General features: G+C 66.8%; 15 protein-coding genes. 5 read left to right on the forward strand and 10 right to left on the reverse strand.

What is annotated here, in order from left to right; translation table 11 throughout:
• Window positions 1-20 precede the first annotated feature (20 nt).
• Both ACZ5YA_RS14330 and ACZ5YA_RS14335 read left to right on the forward strand, forming a co-directional pair.
• A complete protein-coding gene (locus ACZ5YA_RS14330; protein WP_118932779.1) occupies window positions 21-662 on the forward strand; it encodes a 3-oxoacid CoA-transferase subunit B in 642 nt (213 codons plus the stop codon).
• On the forward strand, window positions 662-1,489 hold the full coding sequence (locus tag ACZ5YA_RS14335; protein WP_118932780.1) for an IclR family transcriptional regulator domain-containing protein: 828 nt from the start codon (window positions 662-664) through the stop codon (window positions 1,487-1,489). The genes ACZ5YA_RS14330 and ACZ5YA_RS14335 overlap by 1 nt, the downstream gene beginning before the upstream one ends.
• Window positions 1,490-1,541: 52 nt before the next feature.
• Here ACZ5YA_RS14335 and ACZ5YA_RS14340 read toward each other — a convergent pair whose 3' ends face one another.
• The 6 genes from ACZ5YA_RS14340 to ACZ5YA_RS14365 form a co-directional block, all read right to left on the reverse strand.
• Window positions 1,542-2,594, reverse strand: a complete 1,053-nt coding sequence (locus ACZ5YA_RS14340) for an L-threonylcarbamoyladenylate synthase (RefSeq protein ID WP_059380206.1) — start codon at window positions 2,592-2,594, stop codon at window positions 1,542-1,544.
• 12 nt (window positions 2,595-2,606) lie between these two features.
• Entirely contained in the window at window positions 2,607-3,797 is a 1,191-nt protein-coding gene (locus tag ACZ5YA_RS14345; protein ID WP_118932781.1) for a 5-(carboxyamino)imidazole ribonucleotide synthase, read from the reverse strand.
• A gap of 5 nt (window positions 3,798-3,802) precedes the next feature.
• Window positions 3,803-4,324 (reverse strand): 5-(carboxyamino)imidazole ribonucleotide mutase, encoded by a 522-nt coding sequence (gene purE, locus ACZ5YA_RS14350; RefSeq protein ID WP_054451468.1) that lies wholly within the window; start codon window positions 4,322-4,324, stop codon window positions 3,803-3,805.
• 103 nt (window positions 4,325-4,427) lie between these two features.
• Window positions 4,428-5,000 (reverse strand): disulfide bond formation protein B, encoded by a 573-nt coding sequence (locus tag ACZ5YA_RS14355; RefSeq protein ID WP_059380208.1) that lies wholly within the window; start codon window positions 4,998-5,000, stop codon window positions 4,428-4,430.
• A 10-nt stretch (window positions 5,001-5,010) separates the two neighbouring features.
• Complete coding sequence (locus ACZ5YA_RS14360) at window positions 5,011-5,169, reverse strand: DUF5993 family protein (protein ID WP_013395673.1); 159 nt, start codon at window positions 5,167-5,169, stop codon at window positions 5,011-5,013.
• An 807-nt stretch (window positions 5,170-5,976) separates the two neighbouring features.
• A complete protein-coding gene (locus ACZ5YA_RS14365; RefSeq protein WP_049075485.1) occupies window positions 5,977-6,858 on the reverse strand; it encodes a phosphoribosylaminoimidazolesuccinocarboxamide synthase in 882 nt (293 codons plus the stop codon).
• A 263-nt stretch (window positions 6,859-7,121) separates the two neighbouring features.
• On the opposite strand from ACZ5YA_RS14365, the gene ACZ5YA_RS14370 reads away from it, so the two are divergent.
• Entirely contained in the window at window positions 7,122-7,577 is a 456-nt protein-coding gene (locus ACZ5YA_RS14370; protein ID WP_059379454.1) for a GFA family protein, read from the forward strand.
• Between the two features lie 97 nt (window positions 7,578-7,674).
• Here ACZ5YA_RS14370 and fba read toward each other — a convergent pair whose 3' ends face one another.
• Together fba and ACZ5YA_RS14380 are read right to left on the reverse strand one after the other, a co-directional pair.
• On the reverse strand, window positions 7,675-8,739 hold the full coding sequence (gene fba, locus ACZ5YA_RS14375) for a class II fructose-bisphosphate aldolase (protein WP_059379455.1): 1,065 nt from the start codon (window positions 8,737-8,739) through the stop codon (window positions 7,675-7,677).
• A gap of 202 nt (window positions 8,740-8,941) precedes the next feature.
• On the reverse strand, window positions 8,942-9,841 hold the full coding sequence (locus tag ACZ5YA_RS14380; RefSeq protein ID WP_059379456.1) for an SMP-30/gluconolactonase/LRE family protein: 900 nt from the start codon (window positions 9,839-9,841) through the stop codon (window positions 8,942-8,944).
• A 354-nt stretch (window positions 9,842-10,195) separates the two neighbouring features.
• On the opposite strand from ACZ5YA_RS14380, the gene ACZ5YA_RS14385 reads away from it, so the two are divergent.
• The gene (locus ACZ5YA_RS14385; protein WP_059379498.1) at window positions 10,196-11,494 is read left to right on the forward strand and encodes a dicarboxylate/amino acid:cation symporter; all 1,299 of its coding nucleotides are present in this window, start codon (window positions 10,196-10,198) and stop codon (window positions 11,492-11,494) included.
• 150 nt (window positions 11,495-11,644) lie between these two features.
• Complete coding sequence (locus ACZ5YA_RS14390; protein ID WP_059379499.1) at window positions 11,645-12,022, forward strand: hypothetical protein; 378 nt, start codon at window positions 11,645-11,647, stop codon at window positions 12,020-12,022.
• Between the two features lie 24 nt (window positions 12,023-12,046).
• Here the strand turns inward: ACZ5YA_RS14390 and ACZ5YA_RS14395 are convergent, their stop codons facing one another.
• Complete coding sequence (locus tag ACZ5YA_RS14395) at window positions 12,047-12,481, reverse strand: hypothetical protein (RefSeq protein ID WP_054451475.1); 435 nt, start codon at window positions 12,479-12,481, stop codon at window positions 12,047-12,049.
• 137 nt (window positions 12,482-12,618) lie between these two features.
• Complete coding sequence (locus ACZ5YA_RS14400; protein ID WP_059379500.1) at window positions 12,619-13,161, reverse strand: MOSC domain-containing protein; 543 nt, start codon at window positions 13,159-13,161, stop codon at window positions 12,619-12,621.
• Between the last annotated feature and the right edge of the window lie 4 nt (window positions 13,162-13,165).

A 13,165-nucleotide genomic window follows, 5' to 3' on the forward strand; every position in this document is an offset into this window, starting at 1 on the left:
CCGAATCCAAAGGAGTCCGCATGTTCCAACCCCTGACCCGCGAGGCCATGGCGCGCCGCCTGGCCCGGGACATCCCCGACGGCAGCTATGTCAACCTGGGCATCGGCATGCCGGTGCTGGTGGCCGCCCACCTGCCCGCCGGCCGCGAGATCGTGCTGCACAGCGAGAACGGCATCCTGGGCATGGGCCCGCCGCCCGCCGAGGCCGACATCAACCTGGACCTGATCAACGCCGGCAAGCAGCCCGTGACCCTGCTCGAAGGCGGCGCTTATTTCCATCATGCGGATTCGTTCGCGATGATGCGCGGCGGCCATCTGGATATCTGCGTCATGGGCGGCATGCAGGTCGCCGCCAACGGCGACCTGGCCAACTGGTCGCTGGCCAAACCCGGGGAGGCGCCGGCCGTGGGCGGCGCGATGGACCTGGCGGTGGGCGCGCGCAGCGTCTACATCATGATGGAACACAACAGCAAGAGCGGCGAACCCAAGATCGTCGAACGCTGCACGTATCCGCTGACGGGCGCCGGCGTGGTGGACCGCATCTATACCGACCTCGCCGTCATCGAGATCACGCCGGACGGGCTGCTGGTTCGGGATATGATCGACGGCATGACCCTCTCAGCCCTCCAGGCGCGCACTGGCGCGCCACTGCGCGCAGCCTGATGCGGCCCAATCTTCCCCCGCCCGGCTATGCCGCGCCGCTCGCGGCGGAAGATCATCCGGACCAGTTGCGCGGCGATCCGGACTACATGCTGACGCTGGCGCGCGGCCTGCATGTGATCCGCGCCTTCGGCACCCGCCGCCACCCGCAGACCGCGGCCGAACTGAGCCGCCGCGCCGGCCTGCCGCGCGCCGTGGTGCAACGCTGCCTGCACACGCTGATCCTGTTGGGCATCGCCGAGCAACACGGCAGGCTCTATGTGCTGACGCCGCGCATCCTGGGCCTGGGCTACGCCTATTTCTCGTCCACGCCCTTCGTCTCGCTGGCGCAGCCGGTACTGGAAGAACTCAGCGCCACGATCAACGAGACCTGCGCCCTGGCCATCATGGAAGGCCACGAAATGCTGTACCTGGCGCGTTCCGAGGTCACTCGCCTGCTGGCCACCTCGATGGGGCTGGGCAGCAGGCTGCCGGCGTACTGCACCTCCATCGGGCGGGTGCTGCTGGCGCAATTGCCGGAGCCCGCGCTGGCCCGCTACTTCGCCGCGACCGAGCTGCAGCCATACACGGAATTCACGCTGGTCACCGAGGAAAAACTGCGCGCCGAACTCGCGCGCATCCGCGAACAGGACTACGCCGTCGTCGACCAGGAGCTGGAATTGAACGTGCGCGCCATCTCGGTGGCGGTGCGCTCGGCCAGCGGCAAGGCCTGTGGCGCGGTCAACGTCAGCGTCAAGGCGGCGCGGGTGCCGCTGAACCGGCTGACGGAGGAGTTCCTGCCGCCGTTACGGCAGGCGGTGGAAAGGATCGGCGAATTTCTGGCGGCGTAGGATGGGTGAAGCACGCGAGTCCTTGCTCAAGAACTACCGCGCTTCACTCATCCTACAAGTCCGTCGTATCCAAGACGAAAGCCGCTGCGGCGCGGCCAATGCGGTCGTTGACGGCGTGCCAGTCATCGGTAGCCGGCGGCGCCTGCACGATGATGCGCGCATAACCCTGCTTGTCCAGATCGCGCAGCAGGCCATAGAGCGCCTGGGCGTAACGCGCCGGATCGGCGGGCACGGCCTGCCACTGCACCCGGGCGTCGAGCGCGGCGGGGCGATCGCCGTAGGCGACCACCACGACCTTGCCCTCGGGCAGGCCCTGCCCCTGCACCACGTCGCGCAGCCGCGCGTCCGAGGCCAGCTCCAGCGCCGTGCGCGGCGCGTAGTGCGCCTTCAGCGTGCCCGATGCCCTGGGCGCGGCGGCGTCGGGCGCGAAGACCTGCACGCCCAGCACGGCTTCGATCTGCGCGGCGCTGATGTGGCCGGGACGCAGCAGCACGGGACCGGCGCCGCGGTCCAGGCGCGACAGGTCGAGGATGGTGGACTCGATGCCCACCTCCGACGCGCCGCCCTCCAGCACCGGCATGCCGGCCGCGACTTCCTCGGGGAACTCGCTGCGCACGTGCTCGGCGCGCGTCGGCGACACCTGGCCGAACTTGTTGGCGGACGGCGCCGCGACGCCGCCCTGCCCGTTGGGCTTGCCCGCGGCAAAAGCCGCCAGCAGCGCCTGCGCCACCGGATGCGAGGGGCAGCGGATGCCGATGCTGTCCTGGCCGCCGCTGACCGTATCGGCGATGTGCGGCGCGCGCTTGAGGATCAGCGTGAGCGGACCGGGCCAGAAGGCGTCGATCAGCAGGCGCGCCTCTTGCGGCACTTCCGCCGCCCAGTACGACAAATCGCCTTGCGGCGCGATGTGCACAATGACGGGATGGTTGGAAGGCCGGCCCTTGGCGGCGTAGATCTTGGCGACCGCTTGCGGGTTTTCCGCATCGGCGCCCAGGCCGTAGACGGTCTCGGTCGGAAACGCGGCCAGCTCGCCGTCCAGCATGCGCTGCGCGGCGTGGGCGATCTCCGCGGCGCTGGCGGACGCTGACGGGGGCAAGGAAGTCATGGAATCCGCGCTTTACTCGGGAGCCTGCATGCCCAGCGCCGCCGCCACGCGGGCGGCGTCGTCACGAGCCTGCTGCAAGGTCGGCGCCACGATCGTGATGTGGCCCATCTTGCGGCCGCGGCGCGCTTCGCGCTTGCCGTACAGATGCAGCTTGGCAGTTGGCACGGCCAGCGCGGCGGCCCAATCGGGTTCGCGCTGCGCCGTGGCGGTGGCCGACGGATACCAGATGTCGCCCAGGATGTTCAGCATGACGGCAGGCGCCAGCAGGTCGGAGCCGCCCAGCGGCAGGCCGGCCATGGCGCGCGCCTGCTGCTCGAACTGGCTGGTCAGGCAGGCGTCCATGGTGTAGTGGCCGCTGTTATGCGGGCGCGGCGCGATCTCATTGACGATCAGGCTGCCGTCCTTGAGCACGAAGAATTCCACGCACAGCACGCCGTGGTAGCCCAGGCCTTGCGCGATGGCTTGCGCGGCCTGCGTGGCGCGGGCCTGGCGTTCTGCGTGGGCTGCGTCCTGCTGCACCGGCGCGGCGGTCGACACCGCCAGGATGCCGTCGCGGTGCACGTTGCGCGCCACCGGGAACACCACGCTCGCGCCGTCGAAACCGCGCGCCAGCACCACGGAAATTTCGTAGTCCAGCGGCATCAGCGCTTCCAGCACGCAGGCCACGCCGCCGAATTCGGCGAAGGCGGCCAGCGCCTCCTCGCGCGTGCTGATGCGGGCCTGGCCCTTGCCGTCGTAACCCAGGCGGGCGACTTTCAGGATGCCCGGAAACAACCCTTGGGGCGCAGCGCGCAGGTCGGCTTCGCTGCGGATCGCGGCGTGCGGCGCGACAGCAATGCCCTGCGAGGCAATGAAGGTCTTTTCGGCGATGCGGTCCTGCACGATGGCGACGGCATCTCCGGCCGGGCTGACGCGGCAGCGCGTGGCCAGGGTGCGCAGGCTGTCCGCGGGCACGTTCTCGAATTCGGTAGTGACGGCCTGACAGGTCTGGGCCAGGCGCTCGAGGCCGGCTTCGTCGTCATAGGCCGCCTGGATGTGCAGGTCGGCCACCATGCCCGCCGGGCATTCGGCGGCCGGATCCAGCACCGCGACCTTGTAGCCCAGGCTCTGGGCCGCGTGGCAGAACATGCGGCCCAGTTGGCCCCCGCCCAGCAATCCCAGCCAGCCGCCGGGAGCAATCATGAAAGCAGTCGATTGAGTCATTCTGATCAGGCCTCGGGCGGAACCTTCATGTCGCGCGCGGCTTGCGTCTGGCGGGCGCGGAACGCCACCAGCTTCTTGTGCAAGCCCGCGTCCGTGCCAGCCAGGGTGGCGATCAGGTGCAGCGCGGCATTGGCCGCGCCGGCTTCGCCGATCGCGAAGGTGGCCACCGGCACGCCCTTGGGCATTTGCACGATGGACAGCAGCGAATCCTCGCCGCGCAGGTACTTGGACGGCACCGGCACGCCGAATACCGGCACTTCGGTCAGCGCGGCCATCATGCCCGGCAGGTGCGCCGCGCCGCCGGCGCCGGCGATGATGCCGCGCAGGCCGCGGGCATGCGCCGCCGCGCCGTACTCGGCCATGTCCTGCGGCATGCGATGCGCGGAGATCACGCGCGCCTCATGGGGAACGCCAAAATCCTCCAGCATCGTGACCGCGTGCTTCATGACCTCCCAATCGCTGGAAGAACCCATAATCACGCCCACCACGGGGGTGGCCTCTGCCGCTGCGGAAGTCTTGGCTGTCATAACCGGTGTCGTAGAGTTGAGACCGCGGCGCAGGGCCGCGGAAAGTCAAAGGACCGCGGACGGATGCCGCGAAACCCGGTATTTTACCCGGCGCCGGCAAGGGCTATGTCGCGGAGGCGGAATCCAGCCATTGGTAGCTGGCGGGGTTGTCCGGACAAGGCCCGAAACCGCACTCCAGCGTGGTGCTGCCCACATTGGCCAGCGCCACCAGGAAAAACAGGGCCATGACCAGCACGCCCAGCACCGACACCGGCTTGCGCAGCATGTTGTCGCCCCATTTGCGGTCGACCGCCAGCATCACGGCGCAGAACACGATGATGGCGGCAAAGGCGATGAACGCCCAGGTGTAGAAGTGCAGGCCCAGCAGGGGCGAACCGTAGCCCGGATCGCCCGGCGCGATGTGCAGCAGCACTTGCCGGCCGGCGGCCAGCATGCCGCCCAATGCAGCCGCGATGCTCATCGCATAGTGCATGGGCGAAGGCCCCAGCCGCATGTTCAGCAAAAAGCCCACGCCCGCTAGCAACAGCGCCACGCGCTGCAACAGGCACAGCGGACAAGGCAGTTCGTCGTAGGCGATCTGCCAGAAGAAGGCCATGCCCAGGGCGCCGGTGACGCCCAGCAGCGCCAGGCCATTGAGGACGCGCGAGCCGCGCGCAGGATTGCGGGAGAAGATCATCGCCCCGCCCTCAGAACGACAAGGCCAGCGGGCTGGTCATGTGGTACTGACACCAGGCGGCGAACAGCGCCAGCGTCAACAGCCAGAAGGTCACGCAGGGGCGGCGCCTGCCTAGCATGCCAAACCACACCGCGATCAGGCCAGTCAGGAAAGGCAACATCATTACCATGCTGGGAGCTCCTTTCTGGGGAACGTCCCCATGCAAGCAGCCGGGAATTATAACGTCACAATTCGCAATAAATCCTATCGAAAGCCCTGATAACCCTTGCAGGGCAGGCGCTTTCAGGGCGAAAAAACCGCTCCATCTGAACCGTCCCGCGGAAATTGCACGTAAAGGCAACTTCCGGGGGGGAGCGGCAGGGCTTCGAGCTTGCGGATGTCAGGGTTCTTTAGCCGCCGAGGCTGCCCTGCGCCATTCCGATGCTCGCCCCAATGGGGCTGCGCTTCGGATGGCTCCGGATCCTCGGCTGGCAGTCGCCTAATGCGTAGGTTTCGGACCCCGCTCACGGGCAGATGTCGTGAGCCGGTGGCCGGGCGGAGGGATCCGAAGCGCAGCCCCACCGGGGCGAGCATCGGAATCCCGCAGTCCGGACGCCGGCGGCTCAAGAACCCTGCTTCACCAAACCGAAGTACGGTGCGGCAGGGCTTCGAGCTCGCAGATGTCAGGGTTCTTTAGCCGCCGAGGCAGCCCTGCGCCATTCCGATGCTCGCCCCGGTGGGGCTGCGCTTCGGATGGCTCCGGGCCACCTCGGCTGGCAGTCGCCTAATGCGTTGGTTTCGGACCCCGCTCACGGGCAGATGCCGTGAGCCGGTGGCCGGGCGGAGGGATCCGAAGCGCAGCCCCACCGGGGCGAGCATCGGAATCCCGCAGTCCGGACGCCGGCGGCTCAAGAACCCTGTCTCACAAAACCGAAGTGCGATCCGGATTTTCGTCATCCGGACGCCCTAGGAGCGGGTTTTCCTTGGCCGTAAGCGTTCAGGCGACCAGGCGGTCCAGGGCTTCGCGGTACTTGGCGGCGGTCTTTTCCAGCACGTCCTGAGGCAGGCGCGGCGCGGGCGGGGTCTTGTCCCAGGTCTGGGTTTCCAGCCAGTCGCGAACGAACTGCTTGTCGAACGACGGGGGGCTGATGCCCACGCGGTAGCCGTCGGCCGGCCAGAAGCGCGAGGAATCCGGCGTCAGCACTTCGTCCATCAGGTACAGCGTGCCATCGTCGTCCAGCCCGAATTCGAACTTGGTGTCGGCGATGATGATGCCCTTGGTGGCCGCGAACTTGGCCGCTTCGGCGTACAGCTTGAGGGTCACGTCGCGGATGCGCTCGGCCATTTCCTGGCCGACTTCCTTGACCACGTGGGCAAAGTCCACGTTCTCGTCGTGCATGCCGAATTCGGCCTTGGCGGCGGGCGTGAAAATGGGTTCGGGCAGCTGGCTGGCCTGTTGCAGGCCGGCGGGCAGCTTGATGCCGCAGACGGCGCCGGTGGCCTGGTAGTCCTTCCAGCCCGAGCCGATCAGGTAGCCGCGGGCCACCGCTTCCACCAGGATGGGTTTCAAGCGCTTGACCACCACGGCGCGGCCGCGCACCTGGTCGACTTCGTCCGGCGCGACCACGTCTTCGGGCTTGATGCCGGTGGAGTGGTTCGGCAGGATGTGGGCCAGCTTCTGCAGCCAGAACTCGGTCAGCTCGGTCAGCACCTGTCCCTTGCCGGGGATGGGGTCGTCAAGAATCACGTCAAATGCGGAGATGCGATCCGATGCGACGATCAGCAACTTGTCGTCGCCCACCGCGTACATGTCGCGCACCTTACCGCGGCCCAGCAGCGGCAAGGACTTGATGCTGGATTGATGCAAAGCAGAAGTCACGGGAATGGCCTATGGCAATAATGAAGATTCCCGCCTCGGGCAGGCGCCAGGGCGGGAAGTAGAACGGAATCCGGGAACCGCGTGCAAGGCCGGCGCGACGCGCGTGGGTCTTGCGAAGCGCATAGGTTACTGCAAATGGACAGGTTTTGCCGGGCCTCCCCTCGACGCCGCCCGGCGGCCGGGTTAGGCTCTTGCCTCCCCTATGATGCGCGCCGGCCGCCTCTGGCGTCACGGCGCTGACCCCAAGCTGGAGACAGAGCCGTATGCAGGATGCTTCCCCCAAACGCAGCGCCCACGCCGACGCGCAGGTGCACCTGACTGGCGGTTGCCAATGCGGCGCCATCCGCTACGCCATCACCGATGAACCGATCATGGCGGCGACCTGTCATTGCCGGGACTGCCAATATTCCAGCGGCGGCGCCCCGGCCCATGCCCTGATCTTCCCCACCGGCTCCATCACGCTCCTGCGCGGCAACCCCAAAGAGCACCGCTACCGCGGCGAATCCGGCCATACCGTGATGCGCAGCTTCTGCGCGGACTGCGGCACTCCGCTGTTCGGCAATTCGGCGGGCATGGGCTATGACATCGTGCGGGCCGGTTCGCTGGACGATCCGGAAGCCTTCCGCGCCCGTGCCACCCTCTGGACCGACTCGGCCCCGTCCTGGCACCACGTCGACCGGACCGTGCCGCACTTTCCCCGCAACTCGCCTGCGCCCTAGCGGCGGCGCAGGCAAAAAAAAGCGGTCCGCATGCGCGGACCGCTTTTCATTGCGCCCGGGCGCCGGACGCCTCAAGCGTCCAGCCCCGCAGCTTTGCTTACTGCACCACTTGAGCCAGCTTGCCCGACGCGTATTGCGCGGCAATTTCGGTCAGCGGCAGGGCCTTGATCTTGCTGGCGTTGCCGGCGGTGCCGAATTCGGTGTAGCGAGCCACACAGATCGCCTTGGCGGCGGCGCGGGCCGGCTTCAGGTATTCGCGCGGGTCGAACTTTTCCGGGTTTTCAGCGAAGAAGCGGCGGATCGCGCCGGTCATGGCCAGACGGATATCGGTGTCGATATTGATCTTGCGCACGCCGTACTTGATGGCTTCCTGGATTTCCTCGACGGGCACGCCGTAGGTTTCCTTCATGTTGCCGCCGAATTCACGGATCTCGGCCAGCAGTTCCTGCGGCACGCTGGAGCTGCCGTGCATCACCAGGTGGGTGTTGGGCAGGCGGGCGTGGATTTCCTTGATGCGGGAGATCGACAGAATGTCGCCGGTGGGCTTGCGCGTGAACTTGTAGGCGCCGTGGCTGGTGCCGATGGCGATGGCCAGGGCGTCCAGTTGCGTGCGGCGCACGAAGTCGGCCGCTTGTTCCGGATCGGTCAGCAGCTGATCCATGGTCAGCTTGCCGTCGGCGCCGTGGCCGTCTTCCTTGTCGCCTTCCATGGTTTCCAGGGAACCCAGGCAGCCCAGTTCGCCTTCGACCGTCACGCCCAGCTTGTGGGCGGTGTCCACGACCTTCTTGGTGACTTCGACGTTGTAGTCGTAGTCGGCGATGGTCTTGCCGTCTTCCTTGAGCGAACCGTCCATCATGACGCTGGAGAAGCCCAGGTCGATGGCGCCTTGGCAGATCTTGGGCGACTGGCCGTGATCCTGGTGCATGACCACGGGGATGTGGGGATAGGATTCCACGGCGGCCTGGATCAGGTGCTTCAGGAAGCCTTCGCCCGCGTATTTGCGCGCGCCGGCCGAGGCCTGCATGATCACCGGGCTGTCGGTCTCCGCAGCGGCTTCCATGATGGCCTGGACCTGTTCCAGGTTGTTGACGTTGAAAGCGGGAATGCCGTAGCCGTGCTCGGCGGCGTGGTCGAGCAACTGGCGCATGGAGACTAGGGCCATGAGTGGTCCTCCTTAGGTACTGTCTATTGAAAGATGATTGAAGACTTGCTGAATGGAGTGATTTTACGGGGGATTCGACGAAAGGTCTTGCAACCGCCCGTATCCGGTCCATTCAGATGAGCACGAAAGGCTCAGGCCAGCCTTCGACTCGCCCGAAGGACCGATGGCGCGGCGGGGCGCGCCGCGCCAGAAACTGCGGCGTCTACGGCCGGCCGGCGTGCGGCACGTCCACCCGGGTCATCAGGATGCAGCCTTGGTGCTTGGCCCGCCGGTTGGCCTCGATGAAGTCGGGCGCGGCCGCCATGAACAGGGTCCGCCCATCCGGCCCGCCCAGGGCGGCGGCGAAGATGCCGAATTCGCCGGTGTCGATCTGCTCCAGGATCTTGCCGCCGCGCGCCACGCGCACGATGCGCTTGCCGATGGCGTCGGCCACCCACAAGGCGCCTTCCGCGTCCAGCGCGCCGCCGTCGGGCCCGATGGCGGAGGCGGCGATCAGCACGCCCAGGTCGTCGCTGGCCGGCAAGGGGCCGAAATCGGCCCAGTCGCGGCGCGGCCCCAGCCCGCCATCGGCCAGGATGTCGAACTCGGAAATGCGGTTGCCGAAGGTTTCGTTGACGATCATGGTCTTGCCGTCCGGCGTGATGAACGAGCCGTTGGGAAAGCAGAGCCCTTCGGCCACCTGGCGCGCCGAACCGTCGGGATCGACGCGCACGATGCCGGTATTGCGGACCGGCTCGCCCGCCATCAGGTCGAAACCGAAATTGCCCACATAGGCCCGGCCTTGCGCATCCACCACCATGTCGTTGACCGGGCCACCGGTGTACGCCGACAGGTCGGCGTGCACGGCCAACGTGCCGTCCGTCTCGCGCCGCAGCAGCTTGCGGTCCTTCATGGACGCAATCAGCAGGCGGCCGTCCGGCAGCCAGCCCAGCCCGGAAGGCTGCTGCGGCACCTTGCAGATCTGCTCGACCTTGCCCTCCAGGTCCACGGCGATGACCTGCTCGGTATAGAAGTCCGACGCCCACAGGCGGTTTTCGTGCCAGCGCAGCCCCTCCAGATAGGTGTATCCGGACGCCAGCACGGACAGTTCGCGTTTCGGCATTGCCTAGTCTCCTCATGCGGCCCCGCGCAGGGGCCTGTTGTTCGTGTGTTGCCCCGGGCTCGCGGGCGCTGGGGCTGAACCATTCTGGCATGGCGGCGAGCAATAGCGCAGCCGTTCCAAATTGATACATCTTCGCTATCGCCCGCTACTTGCCGTCGCCCCAGGAAGCGGCGCCATCCGTCCCCAACCTGACAACTGCGTGTCAGGTGTGCGGCGTTAAGATCGCGCCCCAAGGGTAAACCCGGGCCTCGCGGCCTACCCTGGCATCCCCTCTCCGGATCCTCTTGCCCGCCCTCATGCCGGCGCGCCCGCCCTGCCGGGCCAGGCAAACGATCCCTGTTTTCCGTTTTGATCATGAACACTAAGAAGCTGACGCGTTACATCGGCATCGCCATGGTGCTGGGCATCGTGGTGGGCTATTTCTGCCACAACTACGCGCAGAATGAGAAAGAGGCGTTGCAGATCGCCTCGTACTTCAGTCTCGTCACCGACATCTTCCTGCGCATGATCAAGATGATCATCGCCCCGCTGGTCTTCGCCACCCTGGTGACCGGCCTGGCCAGCATGAGCGACGCCAGCGCCGTGGGCCGCATCGGCATGCGCGCCATGGTCTGGTTCATCGCCGCATCGGCCCTGTCGCTGCTGCTGGGCCTGGCGCTGGTCAACATCTTCCAGCCGGGCGCGCACATGAACCTGGCGCTGCCGGACGCGGGCCTGACCTCGGGCCTGAAGACGGGCGACTTCACGCTCAAGGCCTTCATCACGCACGTGTTCCCGCGCAGCATCGCAGAGGCCATGGCCAACAACGAGATCCTGCAGATCCTGGTGTTCTCGCTGTTCTTCGGCGCCGCCCTGTCCTTCATCCGCGGCAAGGGCCACAACGCCATCTACAACCTGATCGACGAACTGGCCAAGATCATGTTCCGGGTGACGGACTACGTGATGCGCTTCGCGCCCCTGGGCGTGTTCGCCGCCATGGCCGCCGCCATCACCACCGAGGGCCTGGGCGTGCTGGTCAGCTACGGCAAGCTGATAGGCGAGTTCTACCTGGGCCTGGCGCTGCTGTGGGCCATTCTGTTCGCCGTGGGCTACCTGTTCCTGGGCAAGTCGACCTTCCGCCTGGGCGGTTTGATCAAAGAGCCCACGCTGCTGGCGTTCTCCACGGCCAGCAGCGAATCCGCCTACCCCAAGACCATCGAGGCGCTGACCCGTTTCGGGGTGCCCAAGCGCATCTCGGGCTTCGTGCTGCCGCTGGGCTACTCCTTCAACCTGGACGGCTCGATGATGTACCAGTCCTTCGCGGTACTGTTCATCGCCCAGGCCTACAACATCCAGATGAGCTTTACGCAGCAGCTGACGCTGCTGCTGGTGCTGATGGTCACCAGCAAAGGCATGGCCGGCGTGGCGCGCGCCTCGCTCGTGGTGGTGGCCGCGACCCTGCCGATGTTCCACCTGCCGGAAGCAGGCCTGTTGCTGATCATGGGCATCGACCAGTTCTTCGACATGGGCCGCACCGCCACCAACGTGGTCGGCAACAGCCTGGCCACCGCCGTGATCTCCAAGCTGGAAGGCAATCGCGAGGACACGGCCGATACCGAGTCCGCCGCAGCCGGGGAAGCCTCCCCGGGACAGGCCGCAAACCAGAACGCCTGAAACAGCAGGCAATGAAAAACGGGCCGCATGGCCCGTTTTTTTCATGGCTTGCGCCAGCTTGACCGGCGCCATGGCCGGGAGCAACATATAAAACCCTTCGCTCCCCATCCCGGCGCGGCACGCATGGGCGCCGCGCTCAGTTCTCATGCCATGAAACGCCTTAGCCTGCGCTGCGCCCTGGCAGCCGCGGCCCTGATGTCCGCCGCGCCCGCCTCCTACGCCTGGACCCGCATTTCCTGCGAGCTGGGCGGCACCGTGGCCAACCTGCCCGTGGTGATGCGCCAGTACCGCACCGACGGCACGGAACTGACGCAACTAATGTTTCGCTTGAAGGTCAGGAACGCGGACATCCCCGATGGCGCCCGCGCCGATACCGACTGCACCGAATTCGTCGGCCGCGAGATCGACGTGGTGCTTGAGAACACCGCGGCCGACACGGTGCGCAAGGGCAAGTCCCTGAAGATGCTGTACCGCTACGACGATTCGCTGGGCCAGAGCCAGGCGACGAAGTTCGAGCTGGATCGATAAGCACGCCCCTGGGGCCTGCGCGCCTCAGTCGTTGACCGAGCACGAGACGGGCGCGCCGTCCTCGAATTCCACGTCGTAGGTATGCACCGGATCCCAGGGCAGCGTGAACCACAGCTCATAGCCGTCGCCGTCTTCGTCGAACAGCCACAGCGCGCGCAGCACGGCATGCTGGGCCATGGCTTCGGGGGTTTCTTCCTGCAGCAGCTGGTTGTCGTCCAGGCCGAGCTTCTTGTAGTGCTCGTAGGAGTAGTTTTCCAGCAGGAACTCGGCCGCGGCCAGGATCTGGTCGTCGAGATCGTCGATGATGGCCTTGACCACCTTGGACGCGCTGCTGTCGGGCTCTTCGCCGTCAGTCTGGATCATCACGTGGATGGGCGGGCGGCCCTTGCCGGCGGCGACGTTCTCCGCGGCCCACAGATCGGGTTCCTCGGGATCCTGGGTGAAATTGAATCGTGCCATCGCAAACTCCGGAAAAAGGGCCGGCGCGCCGCGGAAATCGCGGCTGCGCCTTTCCCGTCATTTAACCAGATGCGCGGCCTCCCGGCTGCGCATGCCGGCGATGTTTTTGCGACAGGCCGGCCCTGCGCAGAAGGTGTTCAGACACGCTCCAGCGGCAGGTGCGGCAATTCGGGCAGCGCCACGCGGATCGGATCGCCCGCGCTCACCGCCCCGCCCTCGATCACGATGCCCATGATGCCGGCGCGGCGCATCAGGCTGCCGTCCGGATGGCGGCCCAGCACCGCGGCGGTCAGGCCCTGCTGGTAGTTGTCGAGCTGGGAACACGGATTGCGCAGGCCGGTGATCTCGACCACCGCCTGCGCGCCGATATGCAGGCGCGCCCCGCGCGGCAGGCCCAGCAGGTCGATGCCGCGGGTGGTGATGTTTTCGCCCATGGTGCCTTCGGCCACGTTGAAGCCGGCAAGCTGCAGCTCGTCGTGCAGCTCGCCGTGGATCAGGTGGATCTGCCGCAGATTGGGTTGCGTCGGGTCCGCCTTGACGCGGGAGCGGTGCTTGACCGTGACGCCCATGTGGGCGTCGCCTTCCACGCCCAGCCCCTTCAACAACATGATGGCCGGCACCACCGGCTTGCTGAACCCGTGCGTCGGGCTGCAGGCCACGGCTGTCACGATGGGATGCAACACA

It is taken from the genome of Achromobacter sp. JCM 18799 (assembly GCF_055395645.1).

Excerpts from the sequence above, each read along its gene's own strand:
- ACZ5YA_RS14340 (WP_059380206.1), bottom strand. The coding sequence starts at position 2,594 with ATGACTTCCTTGCCCCCGTCAGCGTCCGCCAGCGCCGCGGAGATCGCC.
- ACZ5YA_RS14360 (WP_013395673.1), bottom strand. The coding sequence starts at position 5,169 with ATGGTAATGATGTTGCCTTTCCTGACTGGCCTGATCGCGGTGTGGTTT.
- ACZ5YA_RS14335 (WP_118932780.1), top strand. The coding sequence starts at position 662 with ATGCGGCCCAATCTTCCCCCGCCCGGCTATGCCGCGCCGCTCGCGGCG.
- fba (WP_059379455.1), bottom strand. The coding sequence starts at position 8,739 with ATGGCCCTAGTCTCCATGCGCCAGTTGCTCGACCACGCCGCCGAGCAC.
- ACZ5YA_RS14380 (WP_059379456.1), bottom strand. The coding sequence starts at position 9,841 with ATGCCGAAACGCGAACTGTCCGTGCTGGCGTCCGGATACACCTATCTG.
- ACZ5YA_RS14370 (WP_059379454.1), top strand. The coding sequence starts at position 7,122 with ATGCAGGATGCTTCCCCCAAACGCAGCGCCCACGCCGACGCGCAGGTG.
- ACZ5YA_RS14355 (WP_059380208.1), bottom strand. The coding sequence starts at position 5,000 with ATGATCTTCTCCCGCAATCCTGCGCGCGGCTCGCGCGTCCTCAATGGC.
- ACZ5YA_RS14385 (WP_059379498.1), top strand. The coding sequence starts at position 10,196 with ATGAACACTAAGAAGCTGACGCGTTACATCGGCATCGCCATGGTGCTG.
- ACZ5YA_RS14390 (WP_059379499.1), top strand. The coding sequence starts at position 11,645 with ATGAAACGCCTTAGCCTGCGCTGCGCCCTGGCAGCCGCGGCCCTGATG.
- ACZ5YA_RS14330 (WP_118932779.1), top strand. The coding sequence starts at position 21 with ATGTTCCAACCCCTGACCCGCGAGGCCATGGCGCGCCGCCTGGCCCGG.
- purE (WP_054451468.1), bottom strand. The coding sequence starts at position 4,324 with ATGACAGCCAAGACTTCCGCAGCGGCAGAGGCCACCCCCGTGGTGGGC.
- ACZ5YA_RS14345 (WP_118932781.1), bottom strand. The coding sequence starts at position 3,797 with ATGACTCAATCGACTGCTTTCATGATTGCTCCCGGCGGCTGGCTGGGA.
- ACZ5YA_RS14395 (WP_054451475.1), bottom strand. The coding sequence starts at position 12,481 with ATGGCACGATTCAATTTCACCCAGGATCCCGAGGAACCCGATCTGTGG.